Origin of the sequence: Mesorhizobium sp. AR10 (assembly GCF_024746795.1) — a bacterium.
GTDB lineage: Bacteria > Pseudomonadota > Alphaproteobacteria > Rhizobiales > Rhizobiaceae > Mesorhizobium.
This window is the reverse complement of the sequence record NZ_CP080524.1, coordinates 190,134-213,636: the sequence shown is the minus strand read 5'-3', so window position 1 is coordinate 213,636 and position 23,503 is coordinate 190,134. Positions and strand designations below refer to the sequence as shown.

Sequence of the window (23,503 nt, the reverse complement as noted above, 5' to 3'; positions counted from 1 at the left end):
ATCAGCCCTGCGCGTCGACTGCGATACGCCAGGAGCGCACGTAATTCGCCCAGGCTGGATCGGTTGGCGGTTCGGTCTTCTCGCCTTTGCCCTGGGTCATTCCCTGATCGGATGCCAGCAACGCGGCGCCGATGCTGGTACCGGTCGCGGCCTCCGACGCAATCACGGCACGCACCGTCGCCGCCGCCAGCATGCTGACAAACAGCCGGTTGCGGGCGAAGGGACCTTCGACGGTGGTCGGACCGTCTGCGCCGATCAGCTCGAGGCAGGTCGCGGTCATCAGCGCCAGATAGAACGAGATCGCGGCAAAGCGCTGACCAGCGTTGATGCCTTCGGCATCGAGCCATGTGGCGGCCTGATGCGGAAACGGCCCCGAGCCCTGCTGGGTCGAGGGCAGCAGGAATGCCTTTCGCGCCAGCACCGCGGCAATATCGGCTTCGGTCCAGTCTTCCGACTGGCCTTCCGTCAGAACAGAAAATTCGCGGCCGCCCATGAAGCGGGCCGACAGCACAGGATTGCCGAGTGCGTTGACATTGACCAGCGTGTCGCGCGCCGGGTCGAGCGTGACCTGCCTGCCGCCGACCGCCATCGACACCACCCAGGTGCCGGTCGACACGACCGAGAAAGGCGGCGTGTCTGATAGAAGATGTGGCAGCAGCGAGGCGTTGGAATCGTGCAGGCCGCAGAGAACCGGCATTTGCGGATCGAGCCCGCTTTGCCGGGCAAGGGCGGGCAGGATCGGGCCTAGCTGGTCCTTTGCCAACCGCACTGGCGCCATCAGGTGACGCCAACCCAATCTGTCGACCATTGATGAAAAGTCGGCCTTCCACGGGTTCCAAAGGTCCGTGTGGCAGCCGAGCGAAGTCACCTCATTGGCGGCGACGCCGGTCAGGCGCAAGGCCCAATATTGCGGATACATCAGCATCGCGGCGGCCTTGGCAAACTCAGCCGGAAAGCGCCTCTGCTGCCAGAAGTACTGCGCACCGAGATTGAGACCGATCGGCAGGCGCGGCGTGCCGGTTTCGACAAAGGCCGAGCGGATCGCGTCATAGTCCGCAGCCAGGGTGTCCGGGCCGGTGAACTCATAGTCGAGCACCGGTAGCGCCAGCTCGCCCGACGCGTCGACCAGAACTCCCGTCGCACCATGCGTGGTGATCGATATCGCATCGATGCGCTGCTCGCGATTGATCCCGGCGAGGCTGTCGAGGATGAACGACCACAACCGTTCGACATCGTGGTGCGGGTAGGGGCCGTCGGTCGCGGGCGCATTTGCCATGCGGCGCAGCGCGACTTCGCTCAATGAAGCAAGGTCGACCAGCGCCACCTTGGCGTTGGTCTTGCCGATATCGATGACGGCGATATGGCGACGCATCGTCATTCCATATGGAACACGGTTTCCAGCGGCACTGCCACCGGCTCATTGTCCGGCCTGGTCTCCATGATGTCGGCCATGTGTGCCCACCAGCGCTGCATCACCGGATGCTTCGGCAGGTCGGCCATGCCGTGATCGTCTCGCCGCCACAGCACACCGAACAAGGTGTTGGTCTCCTCGTCGAGATGGATCGAATAATCGGAAACGCCGGCCTGCTTGAGCAGCGCGACAAGCGACGGCCAGATCTCGTCGTGGCGCTTCTTGTACTCGGCCTTCATGCCCGGCTTGAGCTTCATCTTGAACGCGGATTTCTCAGCCATCAGGCGAAGCGCTCCGGGCGCAGCCGCCGCCAGACGATCGGCAGCGCGATGACGACGATCAGCAGCAGGCCGATGAAGATCGACATGACGATGCCGGGCACGTTGAGCAGGCCAAGGCCGAAGGTCACCAGACCCATGATGAAGGCGGCCAGCACGACACCCGCGATGCTGCCGGCACCGCCGAGGATGCTGACGCCGCCGAGCACCACCATGGTGATGACCTCCAATTCGTAGCCTTGCGCGATCGACGGCCGCGTCGAGCCGAGCCGCGAGGTGATCAGCACCGAGGCAATACCCGCCATCAGCCCGGTCAGGCAAAACAGGATGAATTTGATACGGCCGACGCGCACGCCGGAAAACTGTGCGGCGACCGGGTTGTTGCCGATGGCAAAGACGCGGCGGCCGAAACTCGTCCGGTGCAGGAGGAACCAGTAGATAACAGCCGCAACGAGGAAGAGCACCAGTTCAAACGACACCACCCACCAGACATAGCCCTGGCCGAAGAAGGCAAAGCTCGGCGGGTAGCCCTTGTAGGCCTGGTCGCCGAGGATGATGAAGGCAATGCCGCGAAACAGGCTCATCGTGCCGATGGTGACGACGATTGAGGGGAGTCCGAGCCTTGTGACGAGCAATCCGTTGAAGGCGCCGCAGCCGAGCCCGACCACAATGCCGATCACCACCAGCACCGGCGTGCCGGCGCCGGCCTGCACGGCCATGCCCATCATGGTCGAGGCGAGTGCCACAATGGCGGCGACCGACAGGTCGATCTCGCCGGAAATGATCAGCAGCGCCATGGCCAGCGCAATCAGCGCCTTTTCGGTGAAGTTGAAGGTCAGGTCCGACAGCGACCACGGGTCGAGGAAATAGGGCGAGGCGAAGCTGTTGACGGCAAAGATGGCGACCGCGACCACGATCAGCAGAGCCTCCCAGGAGAAGATTGCCGAACGCAGCGGCTTGTCGAGCCGGTTGGGGATGTGGCGCGGGGCAGAGGTATCGGTCATGCCGCTTCCGCCTTTCTGAGGATGATGCGGCCCTGCCGGCGTTCGCCACGCGCGTTGAGCACCACGGCCAGGATGATGGCACTGCCCGAAATCGCCATCTGCCAGAAGGGCGAGATATTGATGACCGGCAGGGCGTTGGAGATGATGCCGAGGAACAGCGCACCGAGCACGGCGCCGCCGACCGAGCCGATGCCGCCGGCAATCGAGATGCCGCCGATGACGCAGGCGGCGATGATGTTGAGCTCATAGCCATTGGCGACCTCGACCGACGCGATGACGTAACGCGAGATCCAGAGGTAGCCGCAGAGACCACCGATCATCCCCGAGATGCAGAAGACGATGAATTTCGTGCGGCCGACATCGATGCCGGCGTAGACGGAGGCCGTCGGGTTGACGCCGATGGCATAGATCGAGCGGCCGAGCGCGGTGCGCGTCATCAAGAGGAAGAACAGGGCAATGACCAGGATGGCGATCCACGACAGCACCGGAATACCCAAGAACGCCGCGCGCTGCAGGCCGATGAATTCCGGGCTCATCTGGTCGGCATTGACCCAGGCGCCGCCTGATATAACGAAGGTGGCGCCGCGATAGATGGTCAGTGTGCCGAGCGTCACCACAATCGAAGGGATGTTCAGCTTCCATACCAGGAAGCCATTGATCGCGCCGAGCACCAGCCCGACAAGTAGGGCAATCGCAATCAAGAACGGGATCGGGATCGCCGGATGCGCGGCGTTCAGCATCGCCACCACCATGCCGGTGAAGCACAGGTTCGAGGCCATCGACAGGTCGATTGAGCGGGTCAGGATCACCACCATCTGACCCAGCGCCAGGATCATCAGGATAGAGGTGTCGTTGAACACCTGGCGCAGATTGGTCGGGTCGGCAAAGCCTGGAAAGCGCGTCGAGATCAGCCCGATCAGCACCACTATTGCCGCCAGCAGCCAGACCTCGCGATATTTGAGAAAAGACTTCATGCCGCAATCCCCGCTGCCGTCTTGACCAGCGTCTCGGCGTCAAGCCCCTTGTTGTCGTAGACCGATGCGATGCGGCCCTCGCGCATGACCACGACCCGGTCCGACATGCCGAGGATTTCAGGCAGTTCGGAAGACACCATGATCACCGACAGGCCCTGCGCGACGAGCTCGGCCATGAAGCCGTGCACCGCGGCCTTGGAGCCGATGTCGATGCCCTTGGTCGGTTCGTCGAGGATGATCACCTTGGGCGCGGTCGCTAGCCATTTGGCGATGACGATCTTCTGCTGGTTCCCGCCCGATAGCGTGCCGACATCCTGGCTGAGCGAAGAGGCGCGCAGGTCGAGCCGCTCGGTGTAGGAGCGGGCCAGCGCAAACTCCTCCGCCAGCCGCAACATGCCGGACTTGGACGTGCGCTTGAGCGACGGCAGCGAGACATTCTGGAAGATCGGCAGACCGATCACCACACCTTGCTTGCCGCGCTCTTCCGGCACGTAGACGATGCCGGCGTCAATCGAGTCCGCCGCCGATTTCGGCGTGATGGCCTTGCCTTCCAGCGTGATCGTGCCGCTTCTGGTGCGAGTGATGCCGGCAATCGCCTGCATCACCTCGCTGCGCCCGGCGCCGACAAGGCCGTAGAAGCCGAGGATTTCGCGTCGGTGCAATTCGAAGCCGATGTCGTCGAATTCGGTCGGATGCGACAGGCCGGAGACAGCGAGCACCGGCGCGCCGATTTCGGCCTTTCGCTGCGGAAAGATGTGGTCGACGGAGCGGCCGACCATCATGCGCACGATCTGGCTCTGGCCGGCGTCCTTGATCAGGCCTTCGCCGATCATCTCACCGTCGCGGAACACCGTATAGCGATCGGCAATGCGGTAGATCTCGTCGAACTTATGGCTGATGAACAGGATCGCCTTGCCTTCGCTCTTGAGGAATTCGATCAGCAAGAAAAGCTCTTCGATCTCCTTCAGCGAAAGTGCCGCGGTCGGCTCGTCCATGATGACGATCTGCGCGTCGATCGACATGGCGCGGGCGACGGCAACCAGGTGCTTGTTGGCGATGCCGAGATCCTTCAGCCGCGCGTCGGCGTCGATATGGCTGGCGCCCATTGTGCCGAGCACTTCCATGGCGTTCTTGCGCATCGTGCGCCAGTCGATGGTGCGCAAGCGCGTGCGCGGCGCGTGGCCGAGAAAGATGTTTTCGGCAACCGTCAAGTCGTCGAACAGCACGGTTTCCTGATGGATGGCAGTGATGCCATGCCCGAAAGCGGCGTGGGCGCTGGGCAAGGTGACGGTCTGGCCGTCGATGCTGATGGTGCCCGCATCCGGCTGGTAGATGCCGGTCATGATCTTAACCAGCGTCGACTTGCCGGCGCCGTTCTCGCCGATCAGCGCGGTGACCTGTCCGGGGTAAAGCGACAGGCTGACATCGTGCAGCGCGCGCACGCCGGGAAAGCTCTTCGAGATGCCGGCCAGCGTCAACCGCGGGCCGGAAGGCAAAGGCCGTTCCTTTGCCAAGTCGTGCTGGGCTGTCGTGTCCATATCCGTATCAAGCCCTGAAATAAGGTCCGTTTAAAGCCGCGGCGGGATTTTGGTCCCGCCGCGCCAGGCCGAATGCGCCAGGATCAATAGATCTTGGAGAACTTTTCGATGTTGCTCTTGTCGAACTGGAAGGGCGGAGCCATCGCAGCCGAGTTGGTGTCGTCGAGCGTGACCTTGCCGACGCGGCCGATCGACAGCGTTGCGCCCGGCTTGGCTTCTTCCTTCTTCACCGCCAGGTCATGGGCGAGATAGACGGCCGAGTAGCCGAGGTCGATCGGGTTCCACAGCGCGACCGCTTGGCTGGAACCGTTGTCGATGAACTTCTTGAACTCGGACGGCAGCGCCAGGCCGGTGACATTGACCTTGCCGATCAGGCCTTCGTCGGTCACCACCTGGGCAGCGGCAACGACGCCGACGGTGGTCGGTGCGATAATCGCCTTGAGGTTCGGATAGGACTTCAAGAGGCCCTTGGCTTCGTCCGTGCTCTTGGCCGAGTCGTCATCGCCATAGACAGTGGCGACGAGTTTGATCTTGGGGAATTTCTCCGGCAGGATTTTCTTCGCCGCATCGATCCAGGCGTTCTGGTTGGTCGCGGTGGACGAAGCCGACAGGATGGCGACTTCGCCGCCTTCCGGCAGGTAGTCTGCGGCAAGCTTGATGATGGTCTCGCCGATCAGGCCGGTGTCGGACGGGTTGAGGTGGAGCTGGCGGCCTTCCGGGGCGACGCCCGAATCCCACGAGATGACAGTGATGCCGCGTTCCATGGCCTTCTTCAGCGCGGGAACCAGCGCGTCGGCGTCATTGGCCGAAATGGCGATGGCGTTGACCTTCTGGGCGATCAGCGAATTGACCACCTCGATCTGCGCTTCGGCGGTGGCCTTGGTCGGGCCGGTGTAGATGATGTCGACATCGCCGAGTTCCTTGGCCGCCTCTTCGGCGCCCTTGTTGGCGGCGTCGAAGAAGCCATTGCCGAGCGACTTGACCACCAGTGCGATCTTGACGTTCTCGGCATAGGCGGCATTCACGAACATGGCGGCCGAAAACGCCGCCGTAACCATCAGTTTTTTCAGAAAGCTCATCGAATATCCTCCCTTGAGCGTTGCATTCCATCGCCGCTGCGGCGTGAGTTGTCTCAGGCCTGCAGTGAAGATTCTTCCTTGTTGCTAGTCTGTTTGCTGGCGACGATCAGCGTCACGCCTGCGGTCTCCAACATCTTGGCTTCCCGGTCCTCGATGCCGTCATCGGTGATGACGGTGGCGATGCGCGACAGGCCGCACAGGATCAGGCTGGAGCGTTTGCGGAATTTCGAGGAGTCGACCAGCACCACCAACTCGTCGGCCTGGTCGATCAGTTTCTGCTCGGCCTGAATCAGCAGCGGGTCGCCTTCCATCAGGCCGAGTGGTCCGAGCCCTTGTGCACCCATGAACATGCGGCGTGCGTAGAAATTGCGCGTCACGTCATTGTCGAAGGGCGACAGGATGATGTTCTGCTCGCGGTAGATGGTGCCGCCCGACAGCATCACCGTGTTTTTGGAGTGCTTGAGCAGGTGCTCTGCGATCGGGAAGGAATTGGTGAAGATCGGCATGCGGCGTCCCGTCAGGAAATGCACCATCTGGAAGGTGGTGGTGCCGCCATTGATGATGATCGGCTCGCCGTCCTTGCACAATTCCACCGCTTCCCGCGCGATCGCCCGCTTCTGCGAGGCGTTCAGCGTCTCGTTGACGGAGAATGGCCGGCCGGCAAGGCCGATGAACTGCGGCGGCGAGATTGCCTCGGCGCCGCCACGCACGCGGCGCAGCCGCTTTTGCACATGCAAGGCCGCGATGTCACGCCGGATCGTCGCTTCGGACGAGTCCGTCAGGTCGACCATCTCCTGCACCGTCACCACAGGCTTTTCCTGGACGGCGGACAGAATGATCCTGTGGCGTTCTTTCTCGTGCATGGTTCCTCCCTGCCTGCACATCTAGGCACCCAAAACGCGCAGTGTCAATCATTTCCAATCATATAATTTCATTGTGCAGTGCAATATGATCGATATTGATCGTTTGTGATTGACAAATCGGACGCTTCCGTGGACATTCAGCCTAAATTGGCGGCATCGTTTGCGCGTCTCACGGGAGGATTCATCAATGCTCGACAAGCGCTCCGGCACGCGCCTCGCCAATTTGTGGGATGACGCCAAGGCAGCTCCGATGAGCGAGCCGGAACGCCTCGTCTATCGCTCGAATGTGCTTGGTTCCGACAAGCGCGTCACCAATTACGGTGGCGGCAACACCTCCTCCAAGATCTGGCAAAAGGACCCGCTCTCCGGCGAGAGCGTGGAGGTGCTGTGGGTGAAAGGCTCGGGTGGCGACAGCGCCTCGATCAAGCTTGACGGTTTTGCCACGCTCTACATGGACAAGCTGCGCGCCCTGAAGGGTCTTTATCGCGGCGTCGAGCATGAGGACGAGATGGTAGGCTATCTGCCTCACTGCACCTTCAACCTCAATCCGCGCGCGGCCTCTATCGACACGCCGTTGCACGCCTTCGTGCCGAGACCCTATGTCGACCACATGCACCCCGACGCCATCATCGCCATTGCCGCGGCCAAGGATTCGAAGGCGCTGACCAAGGAGATCTTCGGCGAGGCCATCGGTTGGCTGCCGTGGAAGCGTCCGGGCTTCGAACTCGGCCTGTGGCTGGAAAAATTCTGCCTCGAACATCCCACCGCCAAGGGCGTCATTCTTGAAAGCCACGGCCTGTTCACCTGGGGCGACACCCCTAAGGAGTGCTACGAAACGACGATCTCGGTGATCAACCAGGCGATCGAATGGTTCGAGCGCCGGTCCGATGGCGTGGCGATCTTCGGTGGCGAAGTGGTCAAATCGCTTGATGCGCCGACACGTCGCGCCGTGGCAGCAAAACTGATGCCGAGGATTCGCGGCCTGATCTCGGAAAAGAGCCACAAGCTCGGCCATTTCGACGATTCGCCCGCCGTGCTCGAATTCGTCAATTCCAGGGATTTGCGCCCGCTGGCAGCACTTGGCACGTCCTGCCCGGACCATTTCCTGCGCACCAAGATCCGGCCGCTGGTCATCGAATTCGATCCCGCCAAGCCGGACGTCGATGCCGCCATCGCCCGTCTCCCTGACGATGTCGCCGCCTATCGCGTTGGCTACCAAGCCTACTACGACAGCTGCAAGCATGCGGATTCGCCCGCCATCCGCGACCCGAATGCCGTGGTCTACCTGATGCCCGGCGTCGGCATGTTCACTTTCGCCGGCGACAGGGCGACGGCGCGCATTTCGGCCGAGTTCTATGTCAATGCCATCAATGTCATGCGCGGCGCCTCGACCGTCTCGTCCTATGTCGGCCTGCCCGCACAGGAGGCCTTCGACATCGAATACTGGCTGCTCGAGGATCTGAAGCTGCAGCGCATGCCCAAGCCAAAGGCGCTGGCCGGCCGAATCGCGCTGGTCACCGGCGGCGCCGGTGGCATCGGCCGGGCGACGGCCAACCGGCTGCTGCGCGAAGGCGCCTGCGTGGTGCTGGCCGACATCGATGAGACCGCACTCGCCAGCGCCAATGACGAGCTGGCCAAGGCCTATGGCAAGGATTTCGTGCGCCCGGTGCTGATCAACGTCACATCGGAGGACCAGGTCATCTCTGGCTTCGCCGAGACGGCGGTCGAATTCGGCGGCATCGACATCCTGGTGTCCAACGCCGGCCTGGCCTCATCCGCTCCCATCGAGGAAACCACGCTGGCGCTGTGGAACAAGAACATGGACATCCTGTCGACCGGTTATTTCCTGGTGTCGCGGGAAGCCTTCCGGCTGTTTCGCGCGCAGAAGATCGGCGGCAACGTCATTTTCGTCGCTTCCAAGAACGGGCTTGCCGCATCGCCCAACGCCGCTGCCTATTGCACCGCCAAAGCAGCCGAAATCCATCTGGCGCGCTGCCTGGCGCTGGAAGGCGCGGAAGCGCAGATCAGGGTCAACGTCGTCAATCCCGACGCCGTTTTGCGCGGCTCGAAGATATGGACCGGCGAGTGGAAGGAACAGCGCGCTGCCGCCTACAAGATGTCGACCGACGATCTCGAGGAGCACTATCGCGCGCGCTCGATGCTGAAGCGCTCGGTCTTTCCGGAAGACATCGCCGAGGCGATCTATTTCTTCGCCTCCGACATGTCGGCCAAGTCCACCGGCAACATCATCAATGTCGACGCGGGCAACGCCCAGTCGTTCACGCGCTGAGCGGGGTCGCCATGGAACGGATCATCTCGGCCGATGTCGTGGACAAGGACAATGCCGCCCGCAAGGCCGACCTTGAGCGCGACTACCATTCGCTTGGCGAGCGGCTCGACCGCCGCGGCATCGCCATCGACGCTATCAGGGACAAGGTCGAAAAATTCGCCGTGGCCATCCCCTCCTGGGGCGTTGGCACCGGGGGCACGCGTTTTGCCCGCTTTCCCGGTGCCGGTGAGCCGCGCGATATCTTCGACAAGATCGAGGATTGCGCCGTTATCCGGCAATTGACGCAGGCGACGCCGACCGTCTCGCTGCACATTCCCTGGGACAAGGCCGATCCGAACCGGCTGAAACAGGCGGCGTCGCGCTTCGGCCTCGGCTTTGATGCCATGAACTCCAACACCTTCTCCGACGCCAGGGACCAGACGCTGTCCTACAAGTTCGGCTCATTGTCGCATGCCGATGCCGGCACGCGCCGTCAGGCGGTCGAGCACAATCTCGAATGCATCGAGATCGGCAGGACACTGGGTTCCAAGGCACTGACGGTATGGATCGGCGATGGCTCGAACTTTCCCGGCCAGGTGAATTTCGCCAAGGCGTTCGAGCGCTATCTCGATGCCATGAAGGAGATTTACGCCGGGCTGCCCGCGGACTGGAAGCTGTTTTCCGAGCACAAGATGTACGAGCCGGCCTTCTACTCCACCGTCGTGCAGGATTGGGGCACCAACTACATGATCGCGCAGGAATTGGGTGACAAGGCGTTCTGCCTGGTCGACCTCGGCCATCACGCGCCCAACGTCAACATCGAGATGATCGTGTCGCGGCTGATCCAGTTCAAAAAGCTCGGCGGCTTCCATTTCAACGATTCGAAATATGGCGATGACGACCTCGACGCCGGTTCGATCGATCCCTACCGGCTGTTCCTCGTCTTCAATGAACTGGTCGATGCCGAGCTTTCAGGCGCCGAAGGTTTTGATCCGGCCCACATGCTCGACCAGAGCCACAATGTCACCGATCCGATCGAAAGCCTGATGCTGTCGGCGGTCGAGGTGCAGCGTGCCTATGCGCAGGCGTTGCTGGTCAACCGCAAGGCGCTGGAAGGCTTCCAGGACGCCAATGACGCGCTGATGGCGACGCAGGCGCTGAAAATCGCCTACCGCACCGATGTCGAGCCGATCCTGGCCATGACGCGGCTGAAGACAGGCGGCGCCATCGATCCGGTCGCTGCCTACCGCGCGGCTGGGTATCGGGCGAAGGTTGCGGCGGAACGGCCCGCGGTTGCCGGCGGGAGCGGCGGCATCGTCTGACGCGCCTGACATCTGAATTGATGCGCCTGGTCGCCATTGATGGTGGACTCGGCCGCTGCGACGGGTTCTTCTAGGCGCACCCCCAGGAGCACCGCCATGCGCCACGTCAGTCGAACCCTGATCGCCGTCAGTCTCTCGCTTGCTTTCGCGCTCGTCCCGCTGCAGGCGACTTTTGCCGCCTCGCCGGCGCCAGCGAAGGGCGAGCATGGCATGGTGGTGACCGCCCAGCACCTGGCGTCGGAAGTCGGCGTCGAGGTGCTCAGGAAAGGCGGCAACGCCGTCGATGCGGCGGTCGCTGTCGGCTACGCGCTGGCCGTTGTCTACCCCAATGCCGGCAATATCGGTGGTGGCGGCTTCATGACCATCCGCTTCAAGGACGGCAAATCGACCTTTCTCGATTTCCGCGAACGGGCGCCGCTTGCGGCGACCAAGACCATGTATCTCGACAAGGACGGCAAGCCGGTGAAGGGCGCCAGCCTTGACGGCTATCTCGCCGTCGGCGTGCCCGGTTCCGTCGCCGGCTTCGAGACCGCGCGTGAAAAATACGGCACGCTGACCCGGCAGGACTTGATGGAACCGGCCATCCGCTTCGCCAAGGACGGCTTCGTCCTGGAGCAGGGCGATGTCGCCTCGCTCGAGCGCAGCGCGGAGCGGCTGGCGAAGGACCCTGCCGCCGCTGCCATTTTCCTGAAGCCGGATGGCAAGACCTACGCCATTGGCGATCGGCTCATCCAGCCCGACCTTGCCGCCTCGCTCGCCGCTATTTCCGAAAGGGGCCCTGATGCCTTCTACAAGGGCGCGATCGCTGACGCTATCGTCAAGGCGAGCGGCGCCAAGGGCGGTATTCTGGCCAAGCCGGATTTCGAACAATATGCGGTCCGCGAACTCAAGCCGGTGACCTGCAGCTATCGCGGCTACGAGATCACATCTTCGCCGCCGCCGAGTTCCGGCGGCGTCATCATCTGCGAAATCCTCAACGTGCTGGAAGGTTACCCGCTGTCCTATCTCGGCGCCGGATCGGCCGAGACGGTCCACGTCATGGTCGAGGCGATGCGCTATGCCTATGTCGACCGCAATTCGGCGCTCGGCGACCCTGATTTCGTCGACAACCCAGTCTCGAAACTGCTGGACAAGAGCTATGCCAAGGATATCCGTGAAAAGATCGACCCGTTCCGGGCAGGCGTGTCGCAGGACCTGATGCCGAAGGGTTTTGGCGAGAGCAAGGAGACGACGCACTATTCGATCATCGACAATGACGGCAATGCGGTTGCGGTGACCTATACGCTGAACGGCTCCTTCGGTGCCGGCGTCGTTGCCGGCGGCACCGGCATCCTGCTCAACAACGAGATGGATGATTTCACCCTGAAGCCGGGCGTGCCCAATCTCTACGGCCTGGTCCAGGGCGAGGCGAATGCCATCCAGCCGAGGAAGACGCCGCTGTCGTCGATGAGCCCGACAGTGGTGGCCAAGGACGGCAAGCCGTTCATGGTCATCGGCAGCCCAGGCGGCTCGCGCATCATCACCATCACGCTGGAGGCCATCGTCAACGTCATCGACCATGGCATGAACATCCAGGAGGCCATTGACGCGCCGCGCATTCATCACCAGTGGCTGCCCGACACGGTCTATGTCGAGCCATTCGGACTTTCGCCGGATACCGAAAGATTGCTGGCCGGCATGGGCTACCACCTTGATCTGGGAGATACGACCTGGGGCCAGGCTGCCGGCATCCTGGTCGGCGGCAAGAGCCTGGCGGAAATCGAGAAGGGCGGCGGCGCACGCTACAACGGCGCCATCGACAGCCGCGCCGCATCCGGCGAGGCACTTGGCTATTAGACTTCGCTCGACTTGCTCAGGTGACCAGCGTGATGGTGGATGCAACCAACATCAAGGCCGCAATGCCGACGAACAAGGCGTAGAGGCGGGGCCGGTCAAGCAACAGCGCATTGCCCGATATCCAGGCCGACGTGGCGCCGCCAAGCGCGAAGAGGAAACCGTTGCGGTGCCCGAAGGTCATCGAAGCGGCCATCAGCCCGCCGATGATCAGGGCGCCGAACACGATGATCACAGCGACAGCGTATTTCTCGAAGTCGTTGCCTCCCAGACCCGGACCGATCGCGTTCAATCTCGACAGATCGTCCGGATCGAAGGGGCTGGTCGACCCATACTCATCTTGACCAACAGGCTCTCGCATCATTCATTCTCCGCTAACTGGCAACAAATCACCTAGACTTGCCGAGCGCAACAGATCACGTCCCGCCGAAGGCATTCGATGCGATCTTCAACACCTTCTGATGCTGACTCGCCACTGTTTTTTGGTTCGGCTTCAACGGTTGTGGCATACTCCTGACCCCAACTGCGTCGAACTATCTGGAAAAATCGCTGCGCACGATGCCGTGCCGCTGGAGCTTGTCGTAGAAGGTCTTGCGCGGAATCCCCAGCGCGTCGATCGTGCGCCTGACGTCGCCGTCATTGCGGCCAAGTGTCTCGCGGATGATGTCGGCCTCGTAGCGGTCCAGGCGCTCCGGCAACGGCATGGCGCCATCGGTCGAAGTCGGGGCAGGGGATGGCGCCTGCGTTCCTTCTTCCAGACCCAGCACGAATCGCTCGGCAAAATGCGCCAGTTCGCGCACGTTGCCCGGCCAGTCATGGTCGTGAAGATGACGGTGGACAGTGGCGGGCACGGTGGGCACCGAACGCCGGAAGCGGCCAGCGGCGCGCTCGGCGAAATAGAAGAAGAGCAGGGAAACGTCGTCGCGCCGTTCGCGCAGCGGCGGAATGGAAATCGTCACCACGTTGAGCCGGTAGTAGAGATCCTCGCGGAAGGCGCCGCGCTGGCGCGGATCGCCGAGATCGACCTTGGCGGCAGCGACGACGCGCAGATCCACGGGCCGCAACTCATTGGTGCCGAGCGGCGTGACCTCGCGCATTTCCAGCACCCGCAGCATCTGCACCTGGGTCGACGGCGGCATGCTTTCGATCTCGTCGAGAAACAACGTGCCACCGCTGGCATGCTCGATGCGGCCGATCCGCTTTTTCTGCGCACCGGTGAAGGCGCCCGCCTCATGGCCGAACAATTCACTCTCGATGACGGTTTCGGGCAGCGTACCGCAATTCAGCGCCACGAAATTGCCCTTGGCGCGGCGGCTCCAGCGATGCAGCAGGCTCGCCACCACCTCCTTGCCGGAGCCGGTTTCGCCGGTCACCAGCACGTCGACATCGGTGTCGGCGATCTGCCGCAGCGTTCGGCGCAGCCGCTCGATAGCCGGTGTCTGGCCGATCAGCGGTAGGCCGTCCTGCGCTTGCTCGGCTCCCTCGCGCAAGGCCCGATTCTCTATCACCAGGCGGCGCTTCTCCACTGCCCGCCGCACACTCTGGACCAGCCGGTCGGCGGCGAAGGGTTTTGTGATGTAGTCGTAGACGCCGTCCTTGATCGCCTTGACCGCCATGGCGATGTCGCCATGCCCGGTGACGAGGATGACCGGAATGTCGGCGTCGAGCCGCAGGATGCGGTTGAAAAGCTGCAGGCCGTCGATCTCGGGCATGCGGATGTCGGATACCACCACGCCGGCAAAACCGGCGTCGAGGGTTGCCAGCGCCTCTGCCGCCACGGCAAAGGCCGACACCGAAAAGCCGGCAAGCTCCAGTGTCTGCGCGGTGGCCTTGAGAAGATCGCTGTCGTCATCGATCAGGATGATTGGCGCCGTGTCGTGGTCCATCATGCTGCCTTGGAGAGATGTACGGTGAATCGCGTGCCGCTTTTTCGGCTCGAAACCTCGATCCGCCCGCCATAGTCGGCGACGATGTCCTTCGAGATGACGAGTCCGAGTCCGAGGCCTTTTTCCTTCGAGGTGTTGAATGGCGTGAACAGCGATTTGAGGATCGCAGCCGGAATGCCGGGTCCATTGTCGGAGACGACGACCGTGACCCCTTCCACCGTCTCCTCGACGCAAACCTGTACCTTGGCGTCGCCGCGGCCCTCCAGTGCTTCCAGCGCGTTCTGGAACAGATTGATCAGCACCTGTTCGAGCCGGATGCGGTTTCCCATGACCTTGAGGCTTGGCGGCGGCAGCGCAATGGTCAGTGCCTCGAGCCGGCCGGCGAAGCGGCTTCGCAGCAGCACCACGGCGCCCTCGATGACGCTGAGCAGCTCCACCGGCTCGGCGGCGGTGCGGCCCTTGCGGGCAAAGGCCTTCAGTTCTTCGGTGATGGTGCCGATGCGTTCGGTCAGCGCCGCGATGGCGCCGAGATTTTCCGCGGCCGGCGCGGTCTGCTTCCGGTCGAGGAATACGCGGGCATTGTCGGCATAGGCGCGTATGGTGGCAACCGGCTGATTGATCTCGTGGGCGACGCCGGCTGCGACCTGGCCGAGGATGGCGAGGCGGTTGGCCTGAACCAGCTCCTGCTGCACCACCTGCAGCTTGGCTTCCGTGCTGCGGTGCCCGGTGATCTCGGCCTGCAGCCGGTCGCGGGCGCGGCTCAGATCCTCGGTGCGCTCGACGACGCGGCGTTCGAGCTCGACGCGCGCCGCCTGTTCTGCGGCGATCCGCATCTGCGCCGACTGCCGGCGCCAGAGCAAGTAGGCGGCGAGGCCGAGCAGCGGAATGACGACGCCGAGCGCCAGAAGCCGCATTTCGCGGATCGCTGCGGCAATCGGCGCCTCGGCCGGAACGAGATAGTCGAGCCGCCACGGCGTCGAAGGGATCAAGGTGGAAAGCCTGAGATATTCCGCGTCACTGCCGCCCGGTGTCACCGCATGGACGATCGACACATCCGGGCTCAGTGCCTCAGGACGCGTGATCGGCAACGGCACCAGCGGTGCATCGCCGAACTGCTGGCTGTCGCGGATGGCGGCAACCACCGGTCCGGCCAGCGGCGCCGTCGTCATGAAGCGCCAGGACGGTACGCTGGTGATCAGGACGACGCCGTGTTCGTCGCTGACATAGGCCGGGCGGTTCGCCTCGTGCCAGTCGGCCTCGAGCTGGTCGAACTCCATCTTGACCACGACGACGCCAAGCGGTGCGGCAGCATCGCCGACACGCCGCGAGATATAGAGGCCGGGGCGCTTGCTGACATTGCCAAGCGCGAAATATTCCGCCGTTCCGGTCTGCATTGCCCCGGAGACATAGGCGCGGAACCCGTAGTCGTTGCCGACGAAGCTTGTCGGCTCGCGCCAGTTGCTGGAGGCGATCGCCAGCCCGTCGATACCGGTGACATAGAGCACCGAGGCCTTGGTGCCGGAGACCAGCCCCTCGAGCTTTCGGTTCAGCACATCGGTCGCCGCGGCACTTTTCTGCAGCAGGGCATCATGCACCTGCTGGTCCTCCGACAAAAGCAGAGGCAGCGCGCGCGGGCTTTCCAGCACGGCGCGCAGCAGCGCGACCTTCAGGTTGGCATCGGTGCGCCCTTGCGTCGCCAAGGTCCCGACCTCGGCGGTGCGGCCATAGAGACCGGCGCCATAGAGCGTCGCCGCGGTGATCGCAAACGCTATCGTCGCAAACAGCAGCCAGGCACGGCGCGCCCGCCTGCGGAGTTGCTCAGGCGTCGAAGACAAGGCAGCGGCAGGGCGTTGCAGCATCGCCTATTTGTGCCTGATTTCGCACAAAGCACAATTCGACCATGCGGATAGTCGCACGTTCCGCACGCGAAAAGCGTCCGCCGTATCGAAATTAGTCAACGGAATCAAGGGAAGAGTCCCTCCGGCAAGATCTGGCACGGCAGTTGCAAATCCCAATACGGCAGTCGCGAGGCTGCTGGAGGTCAATGCAATTGCCCCGGGAGGTCGATCGGGGCGCTATGGAGGACGTCATGCAGCCAGCATTCGCTGCCGCCGAACCGCGCGGCAAGGTACCCTTTTACCGGCATCTCTATGTGCAGGTGCTGGCGGCGATCGCCGCCGGCGTGCTGCTCGGTCATTTCTATCCCGAAATCGGCACGGCGATGAAGCCGTTCGGTGACGCCTTCATCAAGCTGGTCAAGATGGTCATCGCGCCGGTTATTTTCCTGACGGTGGCGACCGGCATCGCTGGCGTTTCCGATCTGCAGAAGGTCGGCCGTGTCGCCGGCAAGGCGATGATCTACTTCCTGGTGTTCTCGACGCTGGCGCTTGTCGTCGGCCTCGTCGTCTCCAACGTCGTCCAGCCGGGCGCCGGCATGCATATCAATCCGGCCACGCTCGACGCCACGAAGGTGACGGCCTTTGCCGAGAAGGCGCATGACACCACCATCGTCGGCTTTCTGCTGAACATCATCCCCGACACGATCACCGGTGCTTTTGCCGAGGGCGACATCCTGCAGGTGCTGTTCTTCTCCGTGCTGTTCGGCATCGCCCTGGCGATGGTCGGCGATCGCGGTCGTCCGGTCGTCGATTTCCTGCAGGCGCTGACCACTCCGATCTTCCGCCTGGTCGCCATCCTGATGAAGGCAGCCCCTATCGGCGCTTTCGGCGCCATGGCCTTCACCATCGGCAAATACGGCATTGGCTCGATCGCCAACCTCGCCATGCTGATCGGCACATTCTATCTGACCGCGCTGTTTTTCGTGGTGGTCGTGCTCGGCGCCGTCGCCCGCTACAACGGCTTCTCGATCCTGGCGCTGATCCGCTACATCAAGGAAGAGTTGCTGCTGGTTCTCGGGACCTCGTCCTCGGAAGCGGCACTGCCCGGTCTGATGGCCAAGATGGAGCGTGCCGGCTGCAACCGCTCGGTGGTCGGCCTGGTCATCCCGACCGGCTATTCCTTCAACCTTGACGGCACCAACATCTACATGACGCTTGCCGCGCTGTTCATCGCCCAGGCGACCGACACGCCACTCACCTATGGCGACCAGATCCTGCTGCTGGCCGTCGCCATGCTGAGCTCCAAGGGCGCTGCCGGCATCACCGGCGCCGGCTTCATCACGCTGGCGGCGACGCTCTCGGTCGTTCCCTCAGTGCCGGTTGCCGGCATGGCGCTGATCCTCGGCGTCGACCGCTTCATGTCGGAGTGCCGGGCGCTGACCAACTTCGTCGGCAACGCGGTTGCGACCGTGGTCGTGGCGCGCTGGGAAGGCGAACTCGACCAGACCAAGTTCGCCGCCGCGATGGCCGGTGATCTGCCTGAGGAAGTCGACCTCTCGCTGCCCGGGCTGCAGCCCGCCTGATAGCAGGCCTTTCGATTGCTGTTCAGGCCGCAGCCGGTTCGCCGGTTGCGGCCTGTTTTTCTTACCAACCGACGCGCTCGCTCGGCTGGTGCTGGCCGGGTCTTCCCGGCTAGGGTGCAGGCGGTTGCAAAAAAATCGAAAGGCCCGCGAATGAGCAGCTTGTTTCCCGAAATCTACCTGGTTCGCCATGGCGAAACGGAATGGAGCGCTTTGGGAAAGCATACCGGCCGAACCGACATACCGTTGACAGCGGTGGGCGAAGCCGCCGCTCGCGGCGTGGCGGACAGGCTCAAGGGCCTGACCTTTTCGGCGATCTGGTCGAGCCCGTCGCAGCGCGCCTTCAACACCTGTACGCTGGCCGGGTTCTCCGGCGTCAAGAAGGCCGATCTGGCGGAGTGGGACTATGGCGCCTACGAGGGGCTGACCACCAAGCAGATTCTTGTTGAGCGGCCCGGTTGGAACGTGTTTCGCGATGGCTGTCCGAGTGGCGAGATGGCAGCGGATGTCGGCGCGCGAGCCGATGCGATCATTGGCCAGCTTCGCGGCATCGATGGCAGCGTCCTGGTATTTTCGAGCGCGCATTTCCTCAGGGTGCTGGCAGCGCGCTGGCTCGGCCTGCCGCCTGAAGACGGCGCGCTGCTTGTTCTCGACACCGCAAGCCTGAGCGTACTCGGCTACGAGCATGACCTGACTGAACCGGTCATCCGCCGATGGAACCAGAGATAGCCAGCGCGCCGGCTGCGTGTCGCTCAAGCCGCAAACAGCGCCAGTTCATCCGCGGTGAGATGCCGCGCCTTGCCTTTGGCGAGATCGCCGAGCTGCAAGGCGCCGATGGCAACCCGCACAAGGCGAAGCACTTCGATGTCATGCCCCCCGAGCAGCCGGCGGATATGGCGGTTGCGGCCTTCGTCGAGCACGACTTCAAGCCAGGCGGTGCGGGTGCCGCTGCGCAGGATCTCGATCGACTGCGCCGTCAGCAGCTCGCCGTCGACGGTAACGCCGGCGCGCAGTCGCGCCCGCATTGCCTCGTCGGGCACAGCACCGATCTGCACGTGATAGACCTTGGCAACGTGAGAGACGGGATCGAGCAGGCGCTGCGCGAAGCGCGTGTCGTTGGTCATCAGCAGCAGGCCTTCGCTGGCCTTGTCGAGGCGACCGACCGGCGACACGAAAGGCAGGTCGAGCCCCGTGAGGCAGTCATAGACGGTCCCGCGCCCCTCGGGGTCGTCTCGTGTGGTGACCAGCCCGCGCGGCTTGTTGATCATCAGGTAGACCTTGGCCTCGGCAACGACGCGCCGGTCGTCGACGATGATGCGGTCGCGATTAAGGTCGACCCGCATGGCAGCATTGCGCACCACCTTGCCACCGACCCGAACGCGCCCTTCGGCAATCAGCACTTCCGCCTGCGTGCGCGAGCAAAGGCCGAGTTTCGACAGGGCGCGGTTGAGACTGACCCCGGCGGTGGTGGGTCGGGCGATGTTTGGTGGTTGTCGTGGTACCATGATCTTGCGTTGTTGCCCTGGATTGATCCATCGAGGCGATGACAGATGCCATGCGCCGCAATGGCTTCGCAACCTGCCCTCGCGCCGTAGCAATCGACGCACTCTTCAGCGCAGCAGCTGTCTAAGGCCTGCCTCGAACGAACCGCAGGAAACCTCTGACAGTGCGTGACTCAAACGTTCCCCTTTCATGCGGCCAGGAGTGAGGTAGAGGCAGCAGAATTTACAATAGGTCGGCAAAATGCTCCAAATCTATGCCAAAATCTGGCAATCTGCTTACCAGAGCATACAATATTGACAATGTGTCCCTACCGGGCGGATGCAGACCGATTTCAGACTTCAAGGACGCCCACCTGTGGCCTGCGCCATTGGCCGGGCCGGCGAAGGGGAATGATGGTAACGCCGGTGCTGCTCATCAAGGTGTTGCTAATATACAGCACATACAGCCCTTAAGAGCAGCCTCGCATGGAACGGCTACCTCCGTCTGTCCGTTAGTGTCAAAATGACACAAGACAAAAGAGAGGGCTGCACGATGGATGCGCGGCAAAATACGACCTTGGAGATGTGCTGTCTTCTAGCAGTTCCGGTGTCACTACTCGTTACGGTGTTCCTGGCAGGATTGATGCTCAGTTGAACCAATCTCTACGCTGGCTTGGCGGGACCGGCTGCTCTCCCCATATGGCCACCAATGGCGAAGGGTAGACGTTCCAATCTCTGATGGCGGGACGGCGCATTGCCGGACGACTGCGTGTCATCATCGCCAAGCGATCGGAAGCGAACGGATCATTCCGTAACCGAAACAATCGAGCCGCTGCCTGCCGGTGGCGGGCCTTTTGATGGCTACATGGGAACAAGAAAAGAGCGATCCGGTTAACTGGACATGCCAGACAAAATCAAAGAACCACCACCGAAACCCGACCCGAAGAAGACACCTGTACGTCGTCGCGACAAGGAAGCATCGCCGAAGCCAGCGATCCGCCACCGCGAGACGTGAGAGAGGCACCGGCACCAAATCCAAACGGCGACAAGAAGTCCTAACCGCCGGAACGCGCAACCGAAGGGTTCTCTCACAGTGGCGGGTTTTCATTTCGGAAGCGGAATAGGTCGTGGTTTGCAACACGGCGCGACGGAAACGGGTTTGGCGGGAGCCCGTGTCTGCACCAACGTCTTTTGATTTGCTCAGGAAAGAGTTGGTGCCCAGAGGCGGATTGGTCCACCTTCTCCGGTCGGTGTTGATTTTGTTAGAGAATTTCCACTCAACTTGGTTAAGATGTATCACACATTGTATGACAATTGCAACATCCATGCGGCTGGCCGACTACCGAGAGAGATCGCCGTTGCAGAACAAATATTTGTTTCTGCGTCGGCACCAAAGTCTCAACTGCGCCAAAAGCTGTCATCCGCCGCCAGTTCTCGAATGACCGCACTGGGCCGGATGCTGCCAGTCCGCTACCAGGATGAACGTATCAATAAGCAGCCGTTCCGCTCCCGGCCCAGAAAGCCGTCGGTGGGACTCTAGACGCCAGCCGCGACGTCATCGCCACGGAAGAGGAAGCTGTCACCAAACGCCTTCCGGATGCCGTGGTCTTTGCCGCTACGCAGCGGCCGAACGCACGCATCATACAGATCGCCCTCGAGGAAGGGCTTTGGGGTTTTCAGGCGGGGCCGCACCATGGCAGCCCCGCCGCACCCTGCTCACCAACGCTGATGCACGAACGGTTTCACGTCAGTCTCATAGATTTTCTTCAACTGCGCCATTACCTCAGGCGACAATGCCGGGAGCGCGGCTGCCTGCGAATTCGATCTGGCCTGTTCGGCAGTCCTCGCGCCTGGAATGACGACCGTGACGGCATCGAACATCAGGATCCAGCGCAGCGCGAACTGCGCCATGCTGACACTGCCGACGAGCGGCCGGATGCGTTCGATCACCTCGAGCCCCTTGTCGTAGGGCATGCCCGAAAAGGTCTCGCCGACATCGAAGGCTTCGCCATTGCGATTGAAGTTGCGGTGGTCCGCCTTGTCGAATTGACTGTCCGGCTTGAACTTGCCCGACAGCAACCCGCTCGCCAGCGGGACGCGTGCGATGACGGCAACATTCTTATTCCTGGCCTGCTCGAAAAACAGATCGATCGGTCGCTGGCGCAGAATGTTGAAGATGATCTGCACGCTCGCCACATTGGGAAACTCGATCGCCTTGAGCGCTTCCTCGATGCGCTCGACGCTGACGCCATAGGCCTTCAGCCTGCCGCTGGCGACGATCTCATCGAGCGCGGCGAAAACCTCCTGATGGTAATAGAGATCGGTTGGAGGACAATGCAGTTGCACTAGATCGAGCGCGTCGGTCTCCAGAAAATCCAGGCTGCGCTGCACCCAGCCTTTCATGTTCTCAAGCGTGTATCCCGACACCACCTGGCTCGGCAGCCGTTTGCCGAGTTTGGTCGCGATGAACGGACGCGGACCGCCTCGCCTCTTGAGCACCTTGGCGATGAGCTTTTCGGAACGGCCGTCGCCATAGACGTCAGCGGTGTCGATGAATGTCACGCCCAGATCAAGTGCCGCATCAAGCGCAGCCAGCGCCTGGTTCTCCTCGACCTCGACCCATTGGCCGCCGCCGATGCCCCAGGAACCAAATCCGATCTCGCTGACGTTGCGGCCCAAACGGCCAAATGGACGATTTTTCATGACGATGCGTCTCCTCGTAAAGGTCAATCTTCTTCGCAGATATCGGTAACATAATTCTAAGGACCGCTGCCAGATGAATCTGCTCCGGAATCACCACTATTTCGGCAGAAACGAGCCTTATCACCGAGCGTTTGCTTGACTTGATATCGATAACATGTAACGACTATCCACATCGATCGTGCCGCGTCAACCAGGGAGGTTGGCGCCAGTCTTCCGTCTGGCGTGGAGGCACATCGGAGAGAGCAACGAGGCTGGCCTTCACGCGAAAGCGGGGTCGGAACTGAACTGCAACAACAAGGGAGGAATTGAGATGTCCAGAAGGCTTATGCGGACTTTTGCCGCGGGTGCGCTGGCCGCGATGACGGCCATTCCCGGCGGCTTGATGATGAGTGGAGCGGTGCAGGCCGCCGACTTCGAGTTGGCCATGGTGATCAAATCGACCACCAATCCTTATTACAACGCGACGCTGGCCGGCGCGAAGATCGCGGCCGAAGAGGCCGGCGGCAGCGTCAAGAACTATGGTCCCACCGAAGCCAGCGCCAAGGCGCAGGTCGATATCATCAACAGCCTGGCCGATCGCCATATTCCGGCCATCGCCGTCGCACCGAACGATCCCGACGCAGTGGTGCCGGCAATGAAGCGCGCGGCAAAATTGGGCGCCAAGGTGATCACCTTCGACGCTGACGCCAGCGGCGGTCGCACCGTGTTCGTCAACCAGGCGACGAGTGACTCGATCGGACGCTTCGGCGCCGAACTCCTGATCCGTGAACTTGGGCCGGACCCGAAGGGCCAGGTCGCGGTGGTTTCGGCACAGCCGACCGCGGCGAACCAGAACCTGTGGATCGAGGCCTTCAAGGATGAGGTTTCAAAACACCCAGGCCTTGAACTGGTGGACACCGTTTACGGCTACGACAACGAGCAGAAGGCATTTGATGCGACCGTTGCCTTGACGACCAAATATCCCGACCTCAAGGGCATTTTTGCGCCGACCTGCCCCGGCCTGCCCGCGGTGGCGCGAGCGCTGGAATCCGTCAACAAGGGCAAGGGCGTGATCAAGCTTTCTGGCAATTGCGTGCCCAGCATCACCGCTGACTACATGCTCGATGGCACCATCGGCGGTTTCTACCTCTGGGATCCGAGCAAGCTCGGCTATGTGTCCTACTATGTTGCCAAGGCTCTCGCCGAAGGCAAGATCGAAGGCAAGCCCGGCGACTCGGTAACGGTGAGCAAGGGCAAGTGGCCAGGCACCTACACCATCGGCGACAACGGCCAGATCATTACCGGTACGCCCGTCGAATTCACCGCAAAGAACTACAAGGATTATCCCTTCTAGGCGATATTCGCGCCAGACTATCGGCGTGGCGGCTTTGCTGCACCGATAGTCTGGAGCATGGTATCGATTCGAGCCGAGCGAAACCCGCTCCAGACTTGGCGCTCATGCCGT

18 protein-coding genes are annotated in these 23,503 nt (G+C 62.3%); 6 read left to right on the top strand and 12 right to left on the bottom strand.

The window, feature by feature from the left end:
* Position 1: 1 nt before the first annotated feature.
* The 7 genes from LHFGNBLO_RS04500 to LHFGNBLO_RS04470 form a co-directional block, all read right to left on the bottom strand.
* Positions 2 to 1,378, bottom strand: a complete 1,377-nt coding sequence (locus LHFGNBLO_RS04500; protein WP_258604716.1) for an FGGY-family carbohydrate kinase — start codon at positions 1,376 to 1,378, stop codon at positions 2 to 4.
* Complete coding sequence (gene rhaM, locus LHFGNBLO_RS04495; RefSeq protein ID WP_258604715.1) at positions 1,375 to 1,692, bottom strand: L-rhamnose mutarotase; 318 nt, start codon at positions 1,690 to 1,692, stop codon at positions 1,375 to 1,377. The genes LHFGNBLO_RS04500 and rhaM overlap by 4 nt, the downstream gene beginning before the upstream one ends.
* Positions 1,692 to 2,693 (bottom strand): ABC transporter permease, encoded by a 1,002-nt coding sequence (locus tag LHFGNBLO_RS04490; protein WP_258604714.1) that lies wholly within the window; start codon positions 2,691 to 2,693, stop codon positions 1,692 to 1,694. Before LHFGNBLO_RS04490 ends, rhaM begins: the two co-directional genes overlap by 1 nt.
* On the bottom strand, positions 2,690 to 3,667 hold the full coding sequence (locus tag LHFGNBLO_RS04485; protein ID WP_258604712.1) for an ABC transporter permease: 978 nt from the start codon (positions 3,665 to 3,667) through the stop codon (positions 2,690 to 2,692). Before LHFGNBLO_RS04485 ends, LHFGNBLO_RS04490 begins: the two co-directional genes overlap by 4 nt.
* Positions 3,664 to 5,205, bottom strand: a complete 1,542-nt coding sequence (locus tag LHFGNBLO_RS04480) for a sugar ABC transporter ATP-binding protein (RefSeq protein ID WP_258604711.1) — start codon at positions 5,203 to 5,205, stop codon at positions 3,664 to 3,666. Before LHFGNBLO_RS04480 ends, LHFGNBLO_RS04485 begins: the two co-directional genes overlap by 4 nt.
* Before the next feature lie 83 nt (positions 5,206 to 5,288).
* Complete coding sequence (gene rhaS / locus LHFGNBLO_RS04475; protein WP_258604709.1) at positions 5,289 to 6,284, bottom strand: rhamnose ABC transporter substrate-binding protein; 996 nt, start codon at positions 6,282 to 6,284, stop codon at positions 5,289 to 5,291.
* Between the two features lie 53 nt (positions 6,285 to 6,337).
* Positions 6,338 to 7,147, bottom strand: a complete 810-nt coding sequence (locus LHFGNBLO_RS04470; RefSeq protein WP_258604708.1) for a DeoR/GlpR family DNA-binding transcription regulator — start codon at positions 7,145 to 7,147, stop codon at positions 6,338 to 6,340.
* A gap of 187 nt (positions 7,148 to 7,334) precedes the next feature.
* Here LHFGNBLO_RS04470 and LHFGNBLO_RS04465 point away from each other — a divergent pair, with 187 nt between their 5' ends.
* From LHFGNBLO_RS04465 to ggt, 3 genes are all read left to right on the top strand, one after another.
* The gene (locus LHFGNBLO_RS04465; RefSeq protein WP_258604706.1) at positions 7,335 to 9,437 is read left to right on the top strand and encodes a bifunctional rhamnulose-1-phosphate aldolase/short-chain dehydrogenase; all 2,103 of its coding nucleotides are present in this window, start codon (positions 7,335 to 7,337) and stop codon (positions 9,435 to 9,437) included.
* A gap of 11 nt (positions 9,438 to 9,448) precedes the next feature.
* A complete protein-coding gene (gene rhaI, locus LHFGNBLO_RS04460) occupies positions 9,449 to 10,738 on the top strand; it encodes an L-rhamnose catabolism isomerase (protein ID WP_258604704.1) in 1,290 nt (429 codons plus the stop codon).
* Between the two features lie 96 nt (positions 10,739 to 10,834).
* Entirely contained in the window at positions 10,835 to 12,574 is a 1,740-nt protein-coding gene (gene ggt, locus LHFGNBLO_RS04455) for a gamma-glutamyltransferase (RefSeq protein WP_258604703.1), read from the top strand.
* A 16-nt stretch (positions 12,575 to 12,590) separates the two neighbouring features.
* On the opposite strand, the gene LHFGNBLO_RS04450 is transcribed toward ggt, so the two are convergent.
* From LHFGNBLO_RS04450 to LHFGNBLO_RS04440, 3 genes are all read right to left on the bottom strand, one after another.
* On the bottom strand, positions 12,591 to 12,935 hold the full coding sequence (locus tag LHFGNBLO_RS04450; protein ID WP_319944210.1) for a hypothetical protein: 345 nt from the start codon (positions 12,933 to 12,935) through the stop codon (positions 12,591 to 12,593).
* Between the two features lie 169 nt (positions 12,936 to 13,104).
* Entirely contained in the window at positions 13,105 to 14,460 is a 1,356-nt protein-coding gene (locus LHFGNBLO_RS04445; RefSeq protein WP_258604700.1) for a sigma-54-dependent transcriptional regulator, read from the bottom strand.
* On the bottom strand, positions 14,457 to 16,316 hold the full coding sequence (locus tag LHFGNBLO_RS04440) for a sensor histidine kinase (RefSeq protein ID WP_258604697.1): 1,860 nt from the start codon (positions 16,314 to 16,316) through the stop codon (positions 14,457 to 14,459). Before LHFGNBLO_RS04440 ends, LHFGNBLO_RS04445 begins: the two co-directional genes overlap by 4 nt.
* 230 nt (positions 16,317 to 16,546) lie before the next feature.
* On the opposite strand from LHFGNBLO_RS04440, the gene LHFGNBLO_RS04435 reads away from it, so the two are divergent.
* Both LHFGNBLO_RS04435 and LHFGNBLO_RS04430 read left to right on the top strand, forming a co-directional pair.
* Positions 16,547 to 17,878 (top strand): dicarboxylate/amino acid:cation symporter, encoded by a 1,332-nt coding sequence (locus tag LHFGNBLO_RS04435; protein ID WP_258604695.1) that lies wholly within the window; start codon positions 16,547 to 16,549, stop codon positions 17,876 to 17,878.
* Between the two features lie 150 nt (positions 17,879 to 18,028).
* A complete protein-coding gene (locus tag LHFGNBLO_RS04430) occupies positions 18,029 to 18,604 on the top strand; it encodes a histidine phosphatase family protein (protein ID WP_258604694.1) in 576 nt (191 codons plus the stop codon).
* A gap of 23 nt (positions 18,605 to 18,627) precedes the next feature.
* Here the strand turns inward: LHFGNBLO_RS04430 and LHFGNBLO_RS04425 are convergent, their stop codons facing one another.
* Both LHFGNBLO_RS04425 and LHFGNBLO_RS04420 read right to left on the bottom strand, forming a co-directional pair.
* Positions 18,628 to 19,380 (bottom strand): pseudouridine synthase, encoded by a 753-nt coding sequence (locus LHFGNBLO_RS04425; RefSeq protein WP_258604692.1) that lies wholly within the window; start codon positions 19,378 to 19,380, stop codon positions 18,628 to 18,630.
* Positions 19,381 to 21,072: 1,692 nt separating this feature from the next.
* Positions 21,073 to 22,059, bottom strand: coding sequence for an aldo/keto reductase (locus LHFGNBLO_RS04420; RefSeq protein WP_258604690.1), 987 nt, complete (start codon positions 22,057 to 22,059; stop codon positions 21,073 to 21,075).
* Between the two features lie 310 nt (positions 22,060 to 22,369).
* On the opposite strand from LHFGNBLO_RS04420, the gene LHFGNBLO_RS04415 reads away from it, so the two are divergent.
* Positions 22,370 to 23,392 carry a substrate-binding domain-containing protein gene (locus tag LHFGNBLO_RS04415; protein WP_258604689.1) on the top strand — a complete coding sequence of 341 codons (1,023 nt, stop codon included), beginning with the start codon at positions 22,370 to 22,372 and terminating at the stop codon, positions 23,390 to 23,392.
* The last annotated feature ends 111 nt before the right edge of the window (positions 23,393 to 23,503 follow it).